The sequence below is a fragment of the Streptomyces sp. CB02923 genome, assembly GCF_001905005.1.
Taxonomy (GTDB): Bacteria; Actinomycetota; Actinomycetes; order Streptomycetales; family Streptomycetaceae; genus Streptomyces.
In genome coordinates this window covers 398,233-417,723 of the sequence record NZ_LWKZ01000023.1, presented here as the reverse complement: position 1 = coordinate 417,723, position 19,491 = coordinate 398,233, and the positions used below count along the sequence as shown (strand labels likewise).

The following is a 19,491-nucleotide window of genomic DNA, read 5'->3' as shown; positions in this document are numbered from 1 at the left end:
GTCGCCGAGCCCCGACATCGAAGCGGGAAGGGTGGGCCGGGGGCAAACAACCGGCGTCTGCCCGCGGTACAACCACTGGTTGTGGATACCGTGGGCGCGTGGATCTCAACGCCGTACGCACCTTCGCCGCCGTCGCGGACGCCGGGCAGTTCCGGGAGGCGGCCGCCGACCTGTCGATCACCCAGCAGGCCGCCTCCAAGCGCGTCGCCACGCTGGAGAAGGACCTCGGCGTCCGGCTGTTCACCCGTACGGCGCGCGGGGCGCGGCTCACCGTCGACGGGCAGGCGTTCCTGCCGCACGCCCGCGAGCTCCTGCGGGTCGCGGAACGGGCGGTCGCCTCCGTACGGCCCGGCAGCCGCGCGCTGCGCGTCGACGTGATCGGCCGGCGGCTCGCACCGGCCGACCTGGTGCGCGGCTTCCACCGCGCGCACCCCGAAGTCGAACTCGACGTGGTGACGCTCTTCGATGCCGACGCGGCCGTCGCCGCCGTCCGGTCCGGCACGGTCGACGCGTCGTTCCGCGCCGTCACCGTGCCCGCGCGGCAGCTCCCCGACGGCGTCGAGGCCGCCCGGGTCCACGACGAGCCCGTCCAGCTGCTCACCGGCCCGGCCCACCCGCTGGCCACCGCCCGTACGGTCACCCCCGCCCAGCTGGCCGGGCACCGGATCTGGATGCCCGGCATCGTCGCGGGCACCGAATGGGCCGTCTACTACGAGGACCTCGCCACCGCGTTCGGGCTCACCATCGAGGTGACCGGACCGGACTTCGGCACCGAACCGCTCCTCGACACCCTCGCCGGTTCGCCCCTGCTGGCCACGTTCGTCGGCGAGGGAACGTCTTTCGTGTGGCCCGCAGGCCACGACCTGCGGCGCGTTGCCGTGACGCACCCGACGCCGGTCTACCCGCACTCGGTGATCTGGCGCGGCGACAACCCGCACCCCGCGCTCACCGCCCTCCGCGACCACCTGGGGGCCGCGGAACCGGGCCGGACCCGGGACGGCGGGACGTGGACACCGGAGTGGGCGGGGTGACCGGTCGTCTCCAAGTGGGCGCGTGACACCGGCCGTTCACGGCCCCTACGCCCCTCCGCCACGTTACCTACCGGTAAGCCGTCATGCGCGGGCTCCAGACTCCCGGTGCGCGTCCACCGCCCTCCCGACACCAAGGAGCCTCCACGTGGTCACCTCCCGCAGCGCCCGGCCGGCAACGCTCGCGCTCGCCACGGCCCTTGCGGCACTCGCCGTCACGGCCGTGCCGTTCCCGGCCGGGGCCGCCCCGTCCGCGGCACCGCCCGCCGTCACCCCGCGGGCCGAGACCGCGGCCCTGCACGACGACGCGGCGGGCGGCAACGCCGACGCGGACGACCCGGCGATCTGGCGCAACACCGCCGACCCGGGCCGCAGCCTGGTCATCGCCACCGCGAAACAGGGCGGCCTGCGCGTCTACGACCTCGACGCCCGCGAGGTGCAGTCCCTGCCCGCGCCCGCCGCGCCCGGCCCCGGCCACGCGCCCGGCCGTTTCAACAACGTCGACCTGATATCCGGAATGCGCCTGTCCACGGGCCGCGCCGACCTCGCGGTGACCAGCGACCGCGGCAACGACCGGCTGCGCTTCTACCGCGTCGACCGCGACCGGACCGGCGGCCCGCTGACCGATGTGACGGACCCCGCGGCGCCGCCCGTCTTCTCCGCCTCCCAGCAGCAGATCGACGAGCAGCGCACCGCGTACGGCCTGGCCACCTGGACCGACAGGACCACCGGCCGCTCGTACGCGCTGGTCAGCCGCCGCGAACGCACCACCCTCGCCCTCCTGGAGCTCACCTCCGGCCCCGGCGGCACGGTCGGCTACCGCAAGGTCCGCACCCTGGACCTGCCCGCCGCCTTCCGCCTCCCGGACGGGAAGTCGTGGTCCCCCTGTGCCGAGCCCGGCGAACTGCCGCAGATCGAGGGCATGGTGGTCGATCCGGACAACGGCACGCTGTACGCGGGTCAGGAGGACGTCGGCATCTGGCGGCTGCGCGCCGACCTGACCGGCGCACCGAAGCTGGTCGACAGGGTCCGCGAGTACGGCGTCCCGGCCACGTACGACGAGACGACCGAGGAGTGCGTCGCGGGCGCCGACCCCGGCTACGGCGGCAAGCGCCTGACGGCCGACGTGGAGGGCCTGACCCTGGTGAACGAACCCGGCGGCGACGGCTATCTGCTGGCGTCCAGCCAGGGGGACAACACCTTCGTGGCGTACGACCGCGAGATATCCGACGCCAACGAGTACGAGGGCGGCTTCCGTGTCACCGCCGCCTCGGCGGCCCTCGACGGCTCCGAGGAGTGCGACGGCGCGGCCGCGCTCGCCGCGCCGCTGGGCGCCGGGTACCCGAAGGGCCTGCTCGTCGTGCAGGACGGCCACGACACCCCCGCAGACGGCGAACGCCCCTCGACCGGCTTCAAGTTCGTCGACCTGGGGGACGTGCTGGACGCCGTGGACGACTGATCCGCGGGGCGGGCGGTGGCCGGTGCCTGGTTCCGGCCGCACGGTTCACCCGCGGCGGATGAAGCGTGCACCGCGGCGGGGCGCTGCCATGCGGGCATGGGTGCACACCACGGCGCTGAAGGCCCGCTGGCAGCCGTCCTGTTGATCGGGCCGCGGCTGGCCCTGGGGGCCGCGGCCGCGGTGGGCACGGCGGTCGGCGCGGCGGCCGTACGGGTCGGTGACGGGGTCGGCCGCGCGCAACGTGCCGTATTGCGGCGGGTCGTCGCCGCGGTCGTCGACCAGCTCGACCTGGACGCCCTGGTGGCCCGGGTGGACGTGAACCGGGTGGCCGAACGGGTGGACGTGAACCGCGTCGCCGACCGTGTCGACGTCGAGCGGGTCGCACGCCGCGTCGACCTCGACGCCGTGCTGGACCGGCTCGATCCGGTCGCGCTCACCCGGCAGGTGCTGGAGGAGATCGACATCGGCAGGATCGTCCGTGACACGGGCGGCGGCATGACCGGGGAGGCGCTGGACGCCGTACGGCTGCGCAGCGCGCGGGCCGACCGGCTGGTGGACGCCTTCGCCGACCGGCTACTGCGGCGGAACGGTACCGTACCGTCGTCACCGTCTGCGCGCACCGGCGACGACGGCGGGGGCCCGGGGTCCGGCGGGCCCGCCGGACGGACGCCCCCGTGACGCCTCCCCCGCCCGCCGTCGGCGCCGCCCGACTTCAGGGCCGCAGCGCGGGGCTGGTGTCCCGCACCCTGGCGGCCGTCGCGGACACCTTCGTGGTGCTGGGCATCGCCGTACTGACCGGACTGGGCGTCGGCGCCGTCCGCTTCCTGGTCCTCGGGCCGCCGTTCGACGCGCCGCGGGGCTCGGACCTGCTCACCGGCTCCTTCGGTTTCGCCCTCGCCGTCGGGTACCTGGCCGTGGGCTGGACGGTGACGGGCTGGACCGTGGGCGGCCGGCTGATGGGGCTGCGGGTGGTGCACCGCTCGGGACGGCTGCTCGGGCCCGGCCGTGCCCTGCTCCGCGCCGTGCTGTGCGTCGTGCTGCCGCTGGGGCTGTTCTGGGCGCCGCTGAGCAGGCGCGACGCGTCCGTCGCCGATCTCGTCGTACGCAGCGCGGTCGTGCACGACTGGTACGGCGGGCGGGCACGGCCGGACCGCGCCGTGCGGGGATCGTGAGGGGACCTTGAGGGCATCGTGAGGGCGCAGCCGGTCACGCGTCAGCGCGCCGCCGGATGCCGCGGGAGCAGCATGGCGGCGATGAAGCCGGCGACGCCGATGGCGGCCAGCACGATCAGTGCGGCGGCGTACGAGCCGAAGGCGAGGTCGGCGACCAGGATGGTGCCGGCCACCGCCGTGCCGAGCGAGGAGCCGAGGTTGGACACGCTCCGCGACAGGCCGGAGATCTCGCCCTGCTGGTCCTCGGGGAAGCTGGACTGGACGACGTTCACCGACGGGGTCAGCATCACCCCGAGCCCGAGGCCGATCATGAGCAGTCCGGGGGCGGTGGCCCAGGCGCTCGGGGAGCCGCCCGCCATCGCCAGGAGCGTCACGATGCCGCCGACCGTCACGGCGAAGCCGGTCATGACCAGGGTCCGCGGGGTGCGCCGCTTCGCGAAGCGCTCGGCGGCGAGCGAGGCCGCGAGGATGCCCGCGGTGGCCGCCGTGAAGATCACTCCGGTGCGGATGGCGTCGTAGCCGCGGACGACCTGGAGGTAGGCGGCCACCACGAACGACACCCCCATGAGGATCAGCCATTGGAGGTGCTGAGTGAGCAGGCCGAGGTTGGAGGTGCGGTCGCGGAACAGGCCGGTGGACAGCAGCGGTTCGCGGCCCGCGCGCTCCTTCGCCCGTACCCACCGGAAGAACCCGGCCAGGACGAGGGCCCCGAGCAGGAGCAGTCCCGCCATCAGCCAGCCGTTGTCGTCGGCGGCGAGGATGCCGGCGACGACGAGGATCAGACCGACGGCCGACAGGACCGCCCCGCCGATGTCGAAGGGCCGCGAGGGCTCCGGGGGCAGCGGGTCCGCGATCCGGCGGCTCAGCACGATGATCACCGCGACCACCAGCGCCTGGAAGACGAAGGCCGCCCGCCAGCTCAGCCCCGAGGTGATGAGTCCGCCGATCAGCGGCCCGGCGGCCGCGCCGACGCCGCCCAGCGCCATGATCACGCCGAACGCGCGGGCGCGGGCGGTGACGTCCGTGAAGTGCAGCGTGGTGAGGATGTAGACCGGCGGAATGAGCAGGGCCGTACCGACGCCTTCGAGGATCGAGTTGCCGAGGATGAGCACGCCGAGACCGGGTGCGGCGGCGCTGAGCAGGGCGCCGACGCCGTAGACGGCCAGGCCGGCCACCAGGCAGCGCTTGCGGCCGACGCGGTCGGTCAGTTTGCCGCCGGGGATCATCAGCGCCGCCATGACCAGCAGGAATATGGTGATCGCGAGCTGTACGCCCTGCACGGTGGTGTCGAGGTCCGCACTGATGTCGTTGATCATCACGTTCATGTTGGAGCCCGCGAAGCTGCAGATGAACTGGGCGAGCGCGAGCGGCAGGAGCACGTGCCGCGGTGTGCTCGGCGCGCTTCCGCGGGTCGCTGATCCGGCGGGGCCGGGCGGTACGGCCATCGTCTCGCCTCCGATCGCTGAAGCCCGGCGGACGGAAGCGGCCGTCCGCCGGGCGCCGTTCATCGTCCCGGCCGGGTGATCGCGCGTCGTCACCCGCCGGGGGTGACGACGTGCCCCCGGCGTCCGGGGCACCCTCAGCGCCGACGCGGGGCAATTCCGCACCCGCCTCGGAGACGGAGGGCCTGTCATGGCCACCACGACCAGCCCGCACCACCGCTCGGCAGGAGCCATGGCCGCCGCGAGCGGCCTGACCATCTTCGCCGCCGTGATGCTGTTCATCTCCGGTGTGCTCGACCTCTTCCGGGGCATCATGGGCATCGCCGAGAACGAGGTCTTCCTCAACACCCCCAACTACGTGTTCAAGTTCGACCTGACCAGCTGGGGCTGGATCCACCTGGCCTTCGGAGCGGTCGCCGTCGTGGTGAGCCTCGGCCTGTTCACGGCGGCCACCTGGGCCCGGGTCCTCGCGATCGGCATCGCGGCACTGCTGATCGTCATCAACTTCCTCACCATTCCCTACTATCCGGTCTGGTCGATCACCCTGATCGCGCTGTACGGGTCCACCATCTGGGCCCTGTGCGTGGTCCGCCGGGACACGCTCAACGAGTAGCAGGGCGCAGCCGTGCCGGATCCGGCGGTGCGCGCGGTGGACGACTGGGCCGGGCGGATCGCGGAACTCATCACCCCTCTGCGGGTGCGGCCGGGGTCGGAGATCGATCTGCGCAAGGACTTCGACCCCGGCCACAAGGCGGGCATCACGCGGAAGAAGGACGGCCCGGAGCCGCTCAGGACCGGTGTCACGCTGCTCGCCGACCAGCAGCGGCGGCTGGCCGCGCAGGGCACCCACGGGGTGCTGATGTGCCTGCAGGCGCTGGACGCCGGCGGCAGGGACGGCACGATCCGGCACGTGATGACGGGAGTGACCCCGCAGGGAGTGCACGCGGTCGGCTTCGAACAGCCGTCCGCCGAAGAACTCGACCACGACTACCTCTGGCGCCACGCCTGCCACCTGCCCCGGCGCGGCGAGATCGGCATCTTCAACCGGTCGCACCACGAGGAGGTCCTGGTGGTGCGGGTGCATCCCGAACACCTCGACCGCCGGCGCCGGCCGGACCGGAGCCGGCGGCAGAACCTCTGGCGCCGGCGCTACCGGGAGATCAACGACTGGGAGCGGAATCTGACCGACAACGGCTTCCGGCTCGTGAAGCTGTTCCTGAATCTGTCCGAGAAGGAGCAGCGGGCCCGCTTCCTCCAGCGCATCGACGTCCCGGAGCGCAACGGGAAGTTCTCCGCGGCGGACGTACGGGAGCGCGCGCGCTACCCGGACGTCGGCGAGCCCGCCCGGCGCGAACTGGCGTCGGTCAGGGAGCAGCTGGAGGCGGAACCCGGGCGGGCGCGATGACGGGGGACGGCGACGGCCGGGGCGCCCGGGTCCGTGCCAGGGTCCGCGACGCGGCGCCCGGCCTGGGCACGCTCGCGGGCTACCGGCGGCAGTGGCTCGTCAAGGACGTCGTCGCCGGGGTCGTGCTGACCACGCTGCTGGTGCCGCAGGGCATGGCGTACGCGGAACTGGCGGGCCTGCCCGCCATCAACGGGCTGTACACGTCCGTCCTGTGCCTGCTGGCGTACGCCGTCTTCGGGCCGTCGCGCATCCTGGTGCTCGGCCCGGACTCCTCCCTCGGCCCGATGATCGCGGCGACGGTGCTGCCGCTGGCCGCCGCCGGGGGCGACAGCGGGCGGGCGGTGGCACTCGCCTCGGTGCTGGCCCTGATGGTCGGTGCCGTGATGCTTCTGGCGAGTGTGGCGAAGCTGGGCTTCATCGCCGACCTGATCTCCAAGCCGACCATGATCGGCTATATGAACGGGCTGGCGCTGACCATTCTGATCGGGCAGCTGCCGAAGCTGTGCGGCTTCTCGACGGACGCGGAGGGGCTGCTCGGCGAGGTGTCCGGTTTCGTCCGCGGTCTGGCCGACGGGAAGGCGGTGCCCGCCGCCGTGGCGGTGGGCGTGGGCGGGGTCGTGCTGATCCTGGTGCTTCAGCGGTGGCTGCCGAAGGTGCCGGCGGTGCTGGTCATGGTGCTGCTGGCCATCGCCTCGACGTCGCTGTCCGATCTGGACGCACGCGGCGTCGGCCTGGTCGGCACCCTGCCGACGGGTTTCCCGCCGCTGTCCGTCCCGCACCTCGCGTGGGACGACCTCGCTCCCCTGTGCGCCGGTGCGGTGGGCATCGCCCTGGTGTCCCTGGCCGACACCATCTCCAACGCCTCGGCGTTCGCGGCCCGCAGCGGACAGGAGGTCCAGGGCAACAAGGAGATGCACGCGATCGGTGCCGCGAACGTGGCGGCGGGGCTGTTCCAGGGCTTTCCCGTCAGTACGAGCGGTTCGCGGACGGCCGTGGCCGAGCGGGCGGGTGCCCGGACCCAGCTCACCGGCGTCGTCGGGGCGGCGCTGATCATCCTCATGCTGGTGCAGTTCCCCGGCCTGTTCCGCAATCTGCCGCAGCCCGCGCTGGCCGCGGTGGTCATCACGGCCGCGCTGTCCCTGGCGGATCTCACGGGAACGGTACGGCTGTGGCGGCGGCGCAAGGCGGAGTTCCTGCTGTCGGTCGCGGCCTTCCTCGGCGTGGCGCTGCTCGGCGTGCTGCCCGGCATCGCGGTCGCGGTCGGCCTGTCGATCCTGAACGTCTTCCGGCGCGCGTGGTGGCCGTACAACACGGTGCTGGGCCGGGCACCGGGGGTGGCGGGCTATCACGACGTCCGCTCGTACCCGGACGCCGAGCGCCTGCCGGGACTGGTGATCCACCGCTTCGACGCACCGTTGTTCTTCGCCAACGCCAAGACCTTCCGTGACGAAGTGCTGCGCCTGGCCCGCGACAAGCCGCCGCCCCGGTGGATCCTGATCGCCGCCGAGCCCGTGACCGATGTGGACACCACCGCCGCCGACGTGCTGGAGGAACTCGGCAAGGTGCTCGACGACCGGCGGATCCGCCTGGTGTTCGCCGAGCTGAAGGACCCGGTGCTGCGCCGGCTCGAAGGGTACGGGCTGACCCGTGCCTTCGGCGGCGACCGGTTCTTCCCCACCGTCGAATCCGCCGTCGCCGCGTTCCGTGCCCGGACCGGCGCGGTCTGGACCGTGCCGGAGCCGCCGCCCGGCACGGGCACGGACGGCGGCACGGGCACGGACGGCGGCCCGGCGCGTGCGGAGGCGTCCCACGACGACCCGGCACCCCCTCGGTAGGTCCCGAAGGGGTGCCGGGTGTTCCGTGTCGCCGGGCGCGTTCAGTCACGGCCCGGGTCGACGGCGAGGAGATGCGTTCCCCAGGCGTCCAGGCCGACGAACAGGCCGGGGCCGGTCAGCTCGTCCCCGGTGCGCGTGTACTGCTCGCCGTCCAGCAGTCCGGCCAGCCGCCACGGGCCGGACCCCAGCTCCGGCCACGGCAGCCGGACGCGTCCCTGGGCGGGCTGCCCGGAGAGGTTCACCGCCGTCAGGAACCGCCCGGCGGGCCCCGCCCAGCACCAGGTCAGCACGTTCCTGCCGGAGTCGTTGTCGGGCCAGCCCGCGCACTCCAGCAGCCGCCACTGCCCGGTCCGCATTCCGCTGCGGTGCACGCCGGCCAGCAGCCGCTCGTGGAAGGCCCGCAGCTCGGTGTCCACCGGCTCGTCCGGACGCCGGTCCAGGAAGACGGGCAGCCGGGTACGGCGCCCCGTGAACTGGCCCTCGTGCCACAGCGTCGCCCCCGGCAGCGTGGCGATCAGGACCGCCGCCGCGCGCTCCTTGGCCGGGTGCAGCGTCTGCGCGGCCCTGGGCTCGTCGTGGTTCTCCAGGAACCGTACGAGCTTGCGCTGATAGGCCACGTCCGCCGTCAGATGCCGCCGGACCGACTCGGCGCCCTCGTTCAGGATCCGGTCGTAGAGGCGCTTGTCGTAGCAGAAGTCGAACCCCTGCTGCTGCAGCGCCCATTCGAGGTCCCAGTACGCCTCGGCGACGAACGTCATGCCGGGGTGGCGCTGCCGTACGCCGTCGATGACCGTGGGCCAGAACTCGTCCGGCGGCGGGGTCCCGGCGCGCTGCCCCCAGGTGCGGGCGAAGATGTCGTTCATCAGCAGCATCGCCATGTCGCAGCGCACCCCGTCGCAGGTCTCTCCGATGCGGGTCAGCACCTCCGCGGTCGCCCGGCGCAGCGCGGGCTCGAAGGCGTTCAGCTGCACCACGTCCGGCCAGGGCGGGAAGAAGGGGTCGCGGCCGCGGGCGAGGACGGCGGTCCCGGTGTCGAGGTAGGCGGCCGGGTCGCGCCGCGCGTCGTCGGGGGTGCCCCGCACGAAGTACTCGGGGTGTCCGGACACCCAGGGGCTGTCCGGGGCGACGTGGTTGGGCACGTAGTCGAGCAGCAGCCCGATGCCGCGGCCGTCGAGTTCGGCGCGCGCGGCGGCCAGCCCCTCGGCGCCGCCGAGCGTCGCGTCCACCTCGTAGCGCCGGATGCAGTACGGCGACCCGGCGATCTCGTTCTCCTGGATGCCGGGTACGGCCTGGGAGAACGCGGTGCGCAGCGACTGGTCCCACAGGGCGATGCCGCGGCCCTGCGGGCTGCGCTCCCACACCCCCATGAGCCAGACGGCGTCGACGCCGTGCGGCGTGATCTCGTCCCACGCGTCCTTGGGCACGTCACCGAGCCCGGCCGGACGCCCGGTGCTGCGCTGGACCTCGCGCAGCCACACCCGGGTGTTGACCTCGTGGACGACGGGCTGCGCGGGCAGCTCGGTCATGACCTCTCCTTCCGGCCCGGATCCGCCAGGAAGTCGCCGGGCGAGAGCGTGCCGAAGATCTTCATCAGGGTGGCGACCAGGCCCGTCCAGCCGGTCTGGTGGGCCGCGCCGATACCGGCGCCGTTGTCGCCGTGGAAGTACTCGTGGAAGAGGATCAGGTCGCGCCAGTGCGGGTCGCTGCGGAACTTCTCCTGCCCGCCGTAGACGGGCCGCCGGCCGTCCTCGCCGCGCAGGAAGAGCCGGGCCAGCCGGCCGGAGATCTCCTCGGCGACCTCGTACAGGGTCATCTGGACACCCGAGCCCGTCGGGCACTCGACGGTGAGCCCCTCGCCGTAGAAGCCGTACAGGTTGAGCAGCGCGCGGACGACCAGGGCGTTCATCGGGAACCACACCGGTCCGCGCCAGTTGGAGTTGCCGCCGAACATCCCGGTGTCGGATTCGGCGGGCAGGTAGGACACCCGGTACTCCTCGCCGTGCACCCGGAAGGTGTACGGGTGTTCCGCGTGGTGGCGGGAGAGCGACCTGATGCCGTACGGGCTGAGGAACTCGTCCTCGGACAGCAGGTGGCCGAGGACCCGCAGCAGCTTCTTCTCGTCCACGACGGACAGCAGCCGGGCGCCGCCGGTCTCGCCCGCCTGGGCCGACGCCAGCGTGACGGACAGGGAGGGGTGGCGTTCCGCGAAGCGGCGCAGGCGCTCGCCCAGGCCCGATATCCGCTCCAGTTGCCGCGGGCGGAAGACGGTCGACGCGCACAGCGGCAGCAGGCCCACCATCGACCGGACCTTGAGGCGTACGGCCTGGCCGTCGGGCAGCCGCAGCACGTCGTAGTAGAACCCGTCCTCCTCGTCCCACAGTCCGTCCTCCAGGTCGCCGACGCGGTCCATGGAGCCGGCGATCCACAGGTAGTGTTCGACGAATTTCAGCACCAGATCCTCGTAGGAGGGGTGGTGTTCGACGAGTTCCAGCGCGATCTGGAGCATGGACTGGCAGTACAGGGCCATCCAGGCCGTGCCGTCGGCCTGTTCGAGGTGGCCTCCGGTGGGCAGCGGGGCGCTGCGGTCGAAGACGCCGATGTTGTCCAGGCCCAGGAAGCCGCCCTGGAAGATGTTGCGGCCCTCGGGGTCCTTGCGGTTGACCCACCAGGTGAAGTTCGTCAGGAGCTTGTGGAAGGTGCGCTCCAGGAACGCGGGGTCGGCGCGGCCCGTGGTGCGCTCCTCCATCAGGTGGACGAAGTACGCGGCCCAGGCGTGCACCGGCGGGTTGACGTCCCCGAAGTTCCACTCGTAGGCGGGGACCTGTCCGTTGGGGTGCAGATAGGCGTCCTGGAGCAGCAGTTCGAGCTGCTGCTTGGCGAAGCCGCTGTCCACGACCGACAGGGCCACGGTGTGGAAGGCCAGGTCCCACGCGGCGAACCAGGGGTACTCCCACTTGTCGGGCATGGAGATGACGCCGTCGCTGACCATGTGGAACCACTCGCGGTTGCGGATGCCGGGCCGCGGCAGGCTCCACGGGTCCAGGCCGTGCTCGGCCAGCCAGGTCTCCAGGTCGAAGCCGTAGTACTGCTTGGACCAGAGCATCCCGGCGAGGGCCTGGCGCAGCACCCGGGCCTCGTCCTCGCCCGCGCCGGACGGGGTCAGCTCGCGGTAGAAGGCGTCGGCCTCGGCGGTCCGCTCCTGGAAGACGGCGTCGAAGCCGCGTGCCGACGCCGAGGATCCGCCGGTGGGCGCGAGCCGCAGCCGCAGTGTCTCCTCGCCGCCGGCGGGCAGGGTCAGGGTGTAGTGCGCGGCCGCCTTGGTTCCCTCCCCGGCCGGGTTCACGGCCTCCTTCTCCCCGTCGACGACCGCGCGGCCGATGCCGTCCTTGACGTACGGCGAAGCGTTGGGCGTGCCGAACAGCTTCTCGTTGTTGCTCTCGTTCTCGGTGAACAGCAGCGGGACGGCTCCGGTGCAGCGCAGGTCGTAGCTGCCCAGCTCGGGGTGGACGGCGCGGACGGTCGTCGTCCGGAGCGGGCCGGCCGCCGCGGCCAGCCGCGGCTTGGCGGTCGCCTCGTGCCAGGACCAGGTGTTGCGGAACCACAGGGTGGGCAGTACGTGCGCGGTCGCCTCGTCGGGGCCGCGATTGGCGACGGTGATCCGGATCAGGACGTCGTCGTCGGCGGCCTTGGCGTACTCGACGGTGACGTCGAAGTACCGGTCGTCGTCGAAGATGCCGGTGTCGAGCAGCTCGTACTCGAACTCCTGGCGGCCGCGGCCCTGGTTGACGGTCACGAGGTCGTGGTAGGGGAACTCCATCTGGGGGTATTTGTACAGGTAGCGCATGTAGGAGTGGCTGGGCGTGCTGTCGAGGTAGAAGTAGTACTCCTTCACGTCCTCGCCGTGGTTGCCTTCGCCGTTGGTCAGGCCGAAGGCGCGTTCCTTGAGGATGGGGTCGCGTCCGTTCCACAGCGCCAGGGCGAAGCAGAGGCGCTGCTTGTCGTCGCTGATGCCGCCGAGGCCGTCCTCGCCCCACCGGTAGGCCCGGGAGCGGGCGTGCTCGTGCGGGAAGTACGACCAGGCGTCGCCGCCCGCGCTGTAGTCCTCCCGGACCGTGCCCCACTGGCGTTCGCTCAGGTAGGGGCCCCACATCTGCCGGCGATCGGCTTCGCCGGCCGGCTCGGCCCGTTCCGCGTTCGTCTGCTCGCTCATGTCTGCCTCCCTGCCTGCCGCCCTGCCTGCCGCGGGCTCAGCCGGCTCCAGGCTGGGCATCCGCCTCCGGACCCGCCTCACCTGGGCCGGGTGAGGAGCCGTCGCGCAGGACGAGCGTGATCGCGGCCTCGTACACCGCCAGCGCCGCCGCGGCCACGATGAGGCTCACCCAGGACGACAGCAGCAGCGCGACCAGCGCCGCGACGACCACCCCGGCGACCCGCAGCACGTCGGCGTGTTCGCGTGTCCACGCGTGCAGTCCGCTGCCCGTGGGAATCCGCCGCCCGGCGCGGACGGCGAGCCGTCCGGTGGCCCGAGCGCCCCGGGACGTGTGGCGGCGCAGTCCGACGGGCAGCCGTCCGGGGCCCACCAGGTACATCAGGACGGCCAGGACGACACCGAGCCACAGCAGTTGGTCACCGCGTTCACGCAGCGTCGTGAAGACCGTCCACAGCGCGCTCCGCGTCCCTTCCCGGTAGACGCCGGACGGCACCTGGGCGAGGAGCTGGTCCCGTACCGCCCGCAGGATGCCGGAGAGCGCGGTGACACTCACCACCAGCCACAGGCCCAGTTGCAGCAGGGTGCGCCGACGGTTCGGGGAGACCCACAGGGCGAGGCCGAGCAGCAGGGGCACGGCGAGCAACAGGCCCACCAGCCCGCGCTTGACCAGCACCACGGCCTGCTGCAACTGCCCCAGGGTCTCGCGGTTGTAGAGCTTGATCTGGGCGAAGTCGGCGGGCAGCGACACCCCGAGCGCCTTCCCGACCCGGTCGCGCAGTCCGGGCGGGACCTCGCCGGACGAGAGGGTGGGCAGGTCCAGCCGCTTGCCGAACAGCGTGGGGAGCCGTTCCTCCAGGGCGTTGAGGAGGTTGTTGACCAGGGGGAGCAGATTGAGGGTGACCGTGTCGCCCTGTACCCGTACGCCCTCGCTGCGCTGCTCCAGCACCGCCGTGATCCGGGCGTGCGCGAAGCGGTTGGCGGAGCGCCAGAGGTCCTGGAACCGTTCCGTTTTGAGCAGCTTGGAGATCGAGGTCCGTACGTGGCCCTGGACGGCGCCGGTGACCGGTCCCGCGATGAACGACGCCCGTGGCGGCAGCGCGTCGGACAGCCGCCGTTCGACGTCCAGCCGGCTGAAGATCTCGTTGGTGAGGTAGGTGGAGACGGCCGCGTTCACGGCCGGGTCGGCGGGCAGCTCTTCGACCGTGGCGACCCAGCGGTCCGTGTCGAGGGCGGTCCGCGCGCCCCACACGCCGACGACCGAGGTGACCGTGAAGACCGCCACCAGCGCGATCACCACCGCGGCGACGGCCCGGCGGACGGCCAGCAGCCGTGCCCGCCGCCGCTTCTGCGTACCGGCGCGGGCCCGCAGCTCGCGGACCTCCGCCCGCAGGCGCTCCAGCTCGCCGCCGGCCGCGGAACCCGCGGCGGCCCTGCCGTCGTCCGCCGTTCCCTCAGAGGCCATGCCGCCCACCGTCGCGGAGCCCCCGCCGTCCGGCCCTCACCTGTGGCGGGTGACGCGGCGGGCGGCGGGCTCCGGCTGGATGGAGGCGGTCTCGGCAGGCTCGGCGGAGGAGGGCGCTCATGGGCGCGATCGGACCGGTACGGCTGCTGACCATCGCTTTCGGCCCCGACGCGAAGTCCGAGGGCCGGATCGCCGCGCAGCCGGCCGTGTCGTCGCCGGAAGGCGGTTCCTCCGGCCTGTCCCCCGACGGCATCAGGGCGCCGGCCGAGTCGATGGGCCCGGGTGTCCCGGAAGAGGCGCTCGCGCCGGTGGCCGCCGACCTCGCGGACGCGGCCCGGCGGCCCGGCGAGACGGCCGCCGCCACCCCGTCCACGCCAGGCCGGGATACCGGCCGTTCCCCCAGGAGGTATTGATGGCAGATCTCGTCGTACTCGGATTCTCGGACAAGGAGAAGGCGGACGCGGTACTGCGGCTCGCCAAGGACCTGTCCCGCCAGGAACTGCTCGACCTGGACGACGCGGCGCTGGCCTGGCGGACCATGGACGGCAAGATCCATGTCCGCCAGTCGTACAACCCGACCGCGACCAGCGCGGCCGGCGGCGCCCTGTGGGGCACGCTGTTCGGGATGCTGTTCCTGATGCCCGTGTTCGGAGCGGCGGTGGGCGCGGCGACCGGCGCGGTCGCCGGCAAGCTCACCGACGTCGGCATCAACGACGCCTTCGTCAAGGAGATCGCGGCCACCCTCGAACCGGGCCGCGCCGCGGTGTTCGCCCTGGTACGCCGCTCCACCCCGGACCGGGTACGGGAAGCCGTACGCCCCTTCAACCCCAGCGTGATCCGCACGTCGCTGACCAAGGACCGCGAGGACGAACTGGTCGAGGCGCTGCACACGGGCTGAGCGCCCCGCCGCGCGCCGGGAATTCACCCGGGTGAGAACTTCACCCGGGTGAAACGGCGCCCGGCGCGCTGTCCGTGCCGCCGCCCGCGCCCCACACTTGCCTGAGCAGCACCCTCCCGTCAGAGCGAGGTGCCGCCCATGGACACGTGCCCGAAGGAGCAGCGCGGCGGGCCCTCGTCCACGCCCCCGGCCACGGTTCCGGCGCTGCCGAAATGGCTGATCCCCAGACCCCGGCTGACGGACCGGCTCTCCTGGGGCGTCCTCGGGCCGCTGACCGTGGTCGTCGGCCCGGTGGGCGCCGGGAAGACGGCGCTCGCCGTGGAGTGGGCGCACACCGGCCGGTCCCCGGGGCCGGTGGCCTGGGTGACCTGTGACGGCCGTGACGAACTGCCCGGCGTCTTCTGGCCGCGGGTGATCGGCGCGCTGGGCGCGGACGTGCCGGTGTCCGCGGTGGCGTCCGGCGGCCCGCCGCTGGTGGCCGGTCTGACGGCCGGGCTGTCCGCGCGGCACGATCCGGTGGTCCTGGTCCTGGACGACTTCCAGACGGAGCCCGGCTCGCCCACCGCCGAGAGTCTGGTCGGCCTGCTGAAGCACGCGGCTCCCGTACTGCGCCTGGTGGTGCTCTCGCGCCGGGACCCGCCGCTGCATCTGCACCGCTTCCGGCTGTCCGGCGAACTCACCGAACTGCGTACCCGCGACCTCGTCTTCGACGACCGGGAGACCGCCGCGCTCCTCGCCCAGCACGGCGTCGAGGTGTCCAAGCAGGTGGTGAGCGCCCTGCGGAAGCGCGCGGACGGGTGGGCCGCGGGCCTGCGCCTGGCGGCCATGTCCATGGAGAAGCACTCCTGTCCGGAGAAGTTCGTGGCGCAGTTCGCCGGTGACGACGAGGCGGTGGTCAGCTATCTCGTGGAGGAGGTGCTCGACGTACAGCCCGCGGGAATGCGGCAGCTGCTGCTGACGACGAGCCTCCTGGAACGGATGAACGTTGAACTGGCCACCGAACTCGCGGGAGAGGAGGCAGGGGGCCACTTCACGGCGCTGGTCCGGGAGAACTCCTTCCTCCAGCCCGCCGGGCACGGCTGGTACCGCTGCCACCGGATGTTCGCCGACGTACTGCGGATGTGCCTGCGCCACGAGACGCCGGGCCGCGTCCCCGAACTGCACCGCCGGGCCGCCGCCTGGCTGGGCGAACACGGGATGCTCACCGACGCGGTACGGCACTGGTGCGCGGCGGGCGACCCGGGGCAGGCCGGCCGGCTGATCGTCCACCGGCTGGCGATCGGCCAGCTCCTGGGGCTGACCGGGGCCCGCCTGCCGGACGCGCTGGTCCGGCAGCTGTCCGAGGCTCCGGAGGCGGACGGGCCCGAGTCCGTGCTCGTCGCCGCGGCCTCGGCCCTGGCCCGCGGCGACGACGCGGCCTGTGCCGGGTTCCTGGACCGGGCCGGGCGGCTCGCCGGGGAGCTGCCCGCGGACCAGGAGGACCGCGGCATCCGCTGCCGCCTCACCCACGCCGTGATCCGCATGGTCCGGCAGCGCTCCCGGGCCCCGGACGCCGCCCGGTCCGCGGCGGCCGAGGCCGAGACCCTGTGTGCGCGGCTGACGCGGGCCACGCCGGCCGCCTGCCCGGAGATCCCCGCGCTCACCCTGGCGATCCGCGGCCACGGTGAACTCCGTGACGGCAGCCTGCAAGCCGCCTCGGTCTCCCTCACCGCGGGCCTCAAGGCCGCGGGCGCCGCCGGGAACGGCGCCCTGCGCCGGGACTGCCTCGTCGACCTCGCCCTGCTGGAGGCGCTGCGCGGGCGCTTCCGCGCAGCCGGCGAACTCGCCACGCACGCATCCCAGCCGCCCCTGCCGGCCTGGACCGCGGCGGACTCCTCCCGGCCCTCGCTGCACGCCGTACGTGCCTGGATCGGCCTCGCCCGCGGCGAGCCCGCGCAGGCCCGCCGCGAACTCGGTCTCGCGCGTGCCGCGCTGGGCCACACGCCCGATCCGTTCATCGCGGAGATCTGCTCGCTGGCGGCGGATCTCGCCAAGGCGGCGGAGCGCAGCGGGCCGCCGGCCGGCCGGATCGGGGACACCGTGGCCGGCTGCCGGCTGCCCTCGCCGCTGCTGCGGGCGGTGGAGCCGATGTGCGCGGCCGTACTCAACTCGTCCCACGGCGCGCGGACCCGCGTCCCGGCAGGTCCCGAGCCGTCTCCCGTGGCCCCGGGGCCGGTCGAGCGGCTCAGCGCGCGGGAGCGGGAGGTGCTCGGCCGCCTCGCGCAGATGATGACGACCGAGGAGATCGCCGCGGATCTGTACCTGTCGGTCAACACGGTCAAGACGCACCTGAAGAGCGTCTACCGCAAGCTGGCCGTGACCCGGCGGTCGGCCGCGGTCCGCCGGGCCCGCGAGCTGGAGCTGCTGTGACGCCGTCCGGCCCGCCGGAACCGGGAGCGACACCGCCGGGGCCGGGGTCGCCGCGAACGACGCCCCCGGCCCCGGCCCCCCGATCTCCGGCTAGGCGAACTGGCCCGGCCGGTAGTCGCCCGCGGGCTGCTGGACGATGACGTTCAACCGGTTGAAGGCGTTGATGAGGGCGATCTGTGCCACCAGCGCGACGAGCTGGTCCTCGTCGTAGTACTTGGCGGCATTCGCCCACACCTCGTCCGGGACCCCGCCGGCCGCGTCCGCGATCCGGGTGCCCTGCTCCGCCAGCTCCAGCGCGGCGCGCTCGGCGTCGGTGAAGACCGTGGCCTCGCGCCACACCGCGACCAGGTTGAGACGTACCGCCGACTCACCGGCGGCGACGGCGTCCTTGGTGTGCATGTCGGTGCAGAATCCGCACCCGTTGATCTGGCTCGCCCGGAGGTTCACCAGTTCCTGGGTCGCGGCGGGCAGCGACGAGTCCAGGAGGACCTTCCCCGCCGAGACCATGTGCTTCAGGACCTTGCCTGCGGTCTCGTTGGTGAAGAGCTGCAAACGGGCGTCCATGGTGGACTCCTTCGCCGTAGTGGGTGACTTCAGTAAGTGACTGCACCCCTATGACGGGACGGCCCGGCGCGATGTGACACGGCCGGACGTGACGTACGTCTCCCCTGCGGCGCTACCGGATGAGCCCCCGCTCCCGGGCCCGTTGCAGCGCCTCGGCCCTGGAGTGGGCGCCCAGCTTGCGGTACACCGCGCGGGTATGGCTCTTGACGGTGTTGTACGACACGAAGAGGTCGTCGGCGATCCGCCGCAGCGGCACCTCCTTGCGAAGCCCGCGGAGCACGGCCAGTTCGCGTTCCGTCAGCGGCTCGGCCGGCGCCGCGGGATGGCGTACGCCCCGGCTCTGCCGCGGTGCCGAGGCCAGCACCGCCGACGCCTCGTCCACCAGCGCCTCCGCGGTCCGCGGATCGCCCAGCTCAGCCGCGATCTCCACGAGGAGGTCGGCGATCCACACCAGGCAGGCCGTCACGGCCGTGTTCGCCGCCCCGTCGTCCCGGCCCAGTTCCCGTAACCGTCCGCACAGATCGGTCACCCGTCCGGCATCCGCCGGACCGGCCGGGTGCGGGCTTCTCCGCGCGGTACGGAGCGCAGCAGGCATGTCCTCACCTCCTGGCGGCAGGCGGTACACGCCCAGCGTCGCGGGGAGGGCCCGGTACCGGAAGGGGGCTTACGGCCCTTCGGCGTGCGCGTCGCGTCCTCCGGCGCCCGCTCCGGGCAGCCGGCGGACCTCCAGCAACTCCAGCCCCAGCGCCTGGATACGGTCGAGGATGCCGTACAGCGCGGCCTGGTCGAGGCCGGCGCCGTACAGGACCGTCTCGGCCGGGTGCGGCCGGACCGTCAGCTCCGCGAAAGCCGATGCCAGGGCAGCACCGACCCTGCCCCGGACCCGGATCTCGAAATCGCCGCCGCCGGGCGGCGTTTCCGCTCGCTCGGGCCCCGCACCCGCCTGTGCGCCCATGGCGTCACCTCCGCTGCGGCGGCCTGCCCTCCCCTCCATTCTCGCCGCGCGGCGCGGGGCGGCCTCACCTCGAAGGGGTGACGGTGCGCCGCCGCCCGCCGGTCTCATCCCCGGCGGGTGAACCGGCCGCGGTGCCGCACGGAGCATGCTCCGGCCCACCGAGGAGGAGGTCCAGGCATGGCTGAGCAGACATCGGCAGGACCGGACCGGCAGGGCACACCGGAGCCGCACATCCGCCCGGTTGCGCTCGGCGGGGTCGTGTTCGCCGTGTGCATCTTGACCGTCATCGGGTGCTACCACGCCATCGCGGGACTCGCCGCGATCATCGACCACAACTTCTACCGGTCGCAGCAGGACTACGCGTACGACTTCAGCATCAACGGGTGGGGGTGGCTCCAGCTGATCACCGGCATCGTCGTCGCCGCGGCCGCGTTCAACCTGTTCAAGGGCCGCACCTGGGCGCGCGCCGTCGGCATCGGGGTCGCGATGGCCAGTGCGCTGGAGAACTTCTTCTTCACCCCGTACTCCCCCGTGTGGTCGGCGATCATCATCGCGCTGGACGTCCTGGTGATCTGGTCCCTGGCCACCTACGGCCACCAGGAGGCCCACAAGGTCTACAACGCGCCGCTGTAGACCGCCGGTCCCCCGGGAA

General features: G+C 73.1%; 18 protein-coding genes. 11 read left to right on the top strand and 7 right to left on the bottom strand.

The window, feature by feature from the left end:
• Window positions 1–98 precede the first annotated feature (98 nt).
• The 4 genes from A6A06_RS20380 (at window position 99) to A6A06_RS20365 (ending at window position 3,659) form a co-directional block, all read left to right on the top strand.
• A complete protein-coding gene (locus tag A6A06_RS20380; protein WP_073762714.1) occupies window positions 99–1,031 on the top strand; it encodes a LysR family transcriptional regulator in 933 nt (310 codons plus the stop codon).
• Window positions 1,032–1,176: 145 nt separating this feature from the next.
• Window positions 1,177–2,487, top strand: a complete 1,311-nt coding sequence (locus tag A6A06_RS20375) for a phytase (protein ID WP_073762713.1) — start codon at window positions 1,177–1,179, stop codon at window positions 2,485–2,487.
• Between the two features lie 96 nt (window positions 2,488–2,583).
• A complete protein-coding gene (locus tag A6A06_RS20370; RefSeq protein WP_073762712.1) occupies window positions 2,584–3,165 on the top strand; it encodes a hypothetical protein in 582 nt (193 codons plus the stop codon).
• Window positions 3,162–3,659, top strand: a complete 498-nt coding sequence (locus tag A6A06_RS20365) for an RDD family protein (protein WP_073762711.1) — start codon at window positions 3,162–3,164, stop codon at window positions 3,657–3,659. Before A6A06_RS20370 ends, A6A06_RS20365 begins: the two co-directional genes overlap by 4 nt.
• A 41-nt stretch (window positions 3,660–3,700) precedes the next feature.
• Here A6A06_RS20365 and A6A06_RS20360 read toward each other — a convergent pair whose 3' ends face one another.
• Complete coding sequence (locus A6A06_RS20360; RefSeq protein ID WP_073762710.1) at window positions 3,701–5,104, bottom strand: MFS transporter; 1,404 nt, start codon at window positions 5,102–5,104, stop codon at window positions 3,701–3,703.
• A gap of 187 nt (window positions 5,105–5,291) precedes the next feature.
• Between A6A06_RS20360 and A6A06_RS20355 the strand changes: the two genes are divergently transcribed.
• Genes A6A06_RS20355 through A6A06_RS20345 form a run of 3 tightly spaced genes read left to right on the top strand, consistent with a single transcriptional unit; the run spans window position 5,292 to window position 8,341 of the window.
• Complete coding sequence (locus A6A06_RS20355) at window positions 5,292–5,714, top strand: DUF7144 family membrane protein (RefSeq protein WP_073762709.1); 423 nt, start codon at window positions 5,292–5,294, stop codon at window positions 5,712–5,714.
• A 12-nt stretch (window positions 5,715–5,726) separates the two neighbouring features.
• Window positions 5,727–6,506, top strand: a complete 780-nt coding sequence (locus tag A6A06_RS20350; RefSeq protein ID WP_338015927.1) for a polyphosphate kinase 2 family protein — start codon at window positions 5,727–5,729, stop codon at window positions 6,504–6,506.
• Window positions 6,503–8,341 (top strand): SulP family inorganic anion transporter, encoded by a 1,839-nt coding sequence (locus A6A06_RS20345; RefSeq protein ID WP_079194163.1) that lies wholly within the window; start codon window positions 6,503–6,505, stop codon window positions 8,339–8,341. Before A6A06_RS20350 ends, A6A06_RS20345 begins: the two co-directional genes overlap by 4 nt.
• Before the next feature lie 41 nt (window positions 8,342–8,382).
• Here the strand turns inward: A6A06_RS20345 and A6A06_RS20340 are convergent, their stop codons facing one another.
• Genes A6A06_RS20340 through A6A06_RS20330 form a run of 3 tightly spaced genes read right to left on the bottom strand, consistent with a single transcriptional unit; the run spans window position 8,383 to window position 14,013 of the window.
• Entirely contained in the window at window positions 8,383–9,867 is a 1,485-nt protein-coding gene (locus A6A06_RS20340; protein WP_073762708.1) for an alpha-amylase family glycosyl hydrolase, read from the bottom strand.
• Entirely contained in the window at window positions 9,864–12,551 is a 2,688-nt protein-coding gene (locus tag A6A06_RS20335) for an MGH1-like glycoside hydrolase domain-containing protein (RefSeq protein WP_073762707.1), read from the bottom strand. The genes A6A06_RS20340 and A6A06_RS20335 overlap by 4 nt, the downstream gene beginning before the upstream one ends.
• Before the next feature lie 37 nt (window positions 12,552–12,588).
• Complete coding sequence (locus A6A06_RS20330) at window positions 12,589–14,013, bottom strand: hypothetical protein (protein ID WP_073762706.1); 1,425 nt, start codon at window positions 14,011–14,013, stop codon at window positions 12,589–12,591.
• Window positions 14,014–14,132: 119 nt separating this feature from the next.
• On the opposite strand from A6A06_RS20330, the gene A6A06_RS20325 reads away from it, so the two are divergent.
• From A6A06_RS20325 to A6A06_RS20315, 3 genes are all read left to right on the top strand, one after another.
• Window positions 14,133–14,426 (top strand): hypothetical protein, encoded by a 294-nt coding sequence (locus A6A06_RS20325; RefSeq protein ID WP_073762705.1) that lies wholly within the window; start codon window positions 14,133–14,135, stop codon window positions 14,424–14,426.
• Window positions 14,426–14,911: a DUF1269 domain-containing protein gene (locus A6A06_RS20320; RefSeq protein ID WP_073762704.1), complete on the top strand. Its 486-nt coding sequence runs from the start codon at window positions 14,426–14,428 to the stop codon at window positions 14,909–14,911. The genes A6A06_RS20325 and A6A06_RS20320 overlap by 1 nt, the downstream gene beginning before the upstream one ends.
• Window positions 14,912–15,049: 138 nt before the next feature.
• Window positions 15,050–17,320 carry a LuxR C-terminal-related transcriptional regulator gene (locus A6A06_RS20315; protein ID WP_073762703.1) on the top strand — a complete coding sequence of 757 codons (2,271 nt, stop codon included), beginning with the start codon at window positions 15,050–15,052 and terminating at the stop codon, window positions 17,318–17,320.
• A 90-nt stretch (window positions 17,321–17,410) separates the two neighbouring features.
• Here the strand turns inward: A6A06_RS20315 and A6A06_RS20310 are convergent, their stop codons facing one another.
• From A6A06_RS20310 to A6A06_RS20300, 3 genes are all read right to left on the bottom strand, one after another.
• Window positions 17,411–17,884, bottom strand: coding sequence for a carboxymuconolactone decarboxylase family protein (locus A6A06_RS20310; RefSeq protein WP_073762702.1), 474 nt, complete (start codon window positions 17,882–17,884; stop codon window positions 17,411–17,413).
• Window positions 17,885–17,996: 112 nt separating this feature from the next.
• On the bottom strand, window positions 17,997–18,479 hold the full coding sequence (locus A6A06_RS20305) for a response regulator transcription factor (protein ID WP_199931015.1): 483 nt from the start codon (window positions 18,477–18,479) through the stop codon (window positions 17,997–17,999).
• A gap of 69 nt (window positions 18,480–18,548) precedes the next feature.
• Entirely contained in the window at window positions 18,549–18,839 is a 291-nt protein-coding gene (locus A6A06_RS20300; protein WP_073762700.1) for a hypothetical protein, read from the bottom strand.
• 177 nt (window positions 18,840–19,016) lie between these two features.
• On the opposite strand from A6A06_RS20300, the gene A6A06_RS20295 reads away from it, so the two are divergent.
• Window positions 19,017–19,472, top strand: coding sequence for a DUF7144 family membrane protein (locus A6A06_RS20295; protein WP_079194162.1), 456 nt, complete (start codon window positions 19,017–19,019; stop codon window positions 19,470–19,472).
• The last annotated feature ends 19 nt before the right edge of the window (window positions 19,473–19,491 follow it).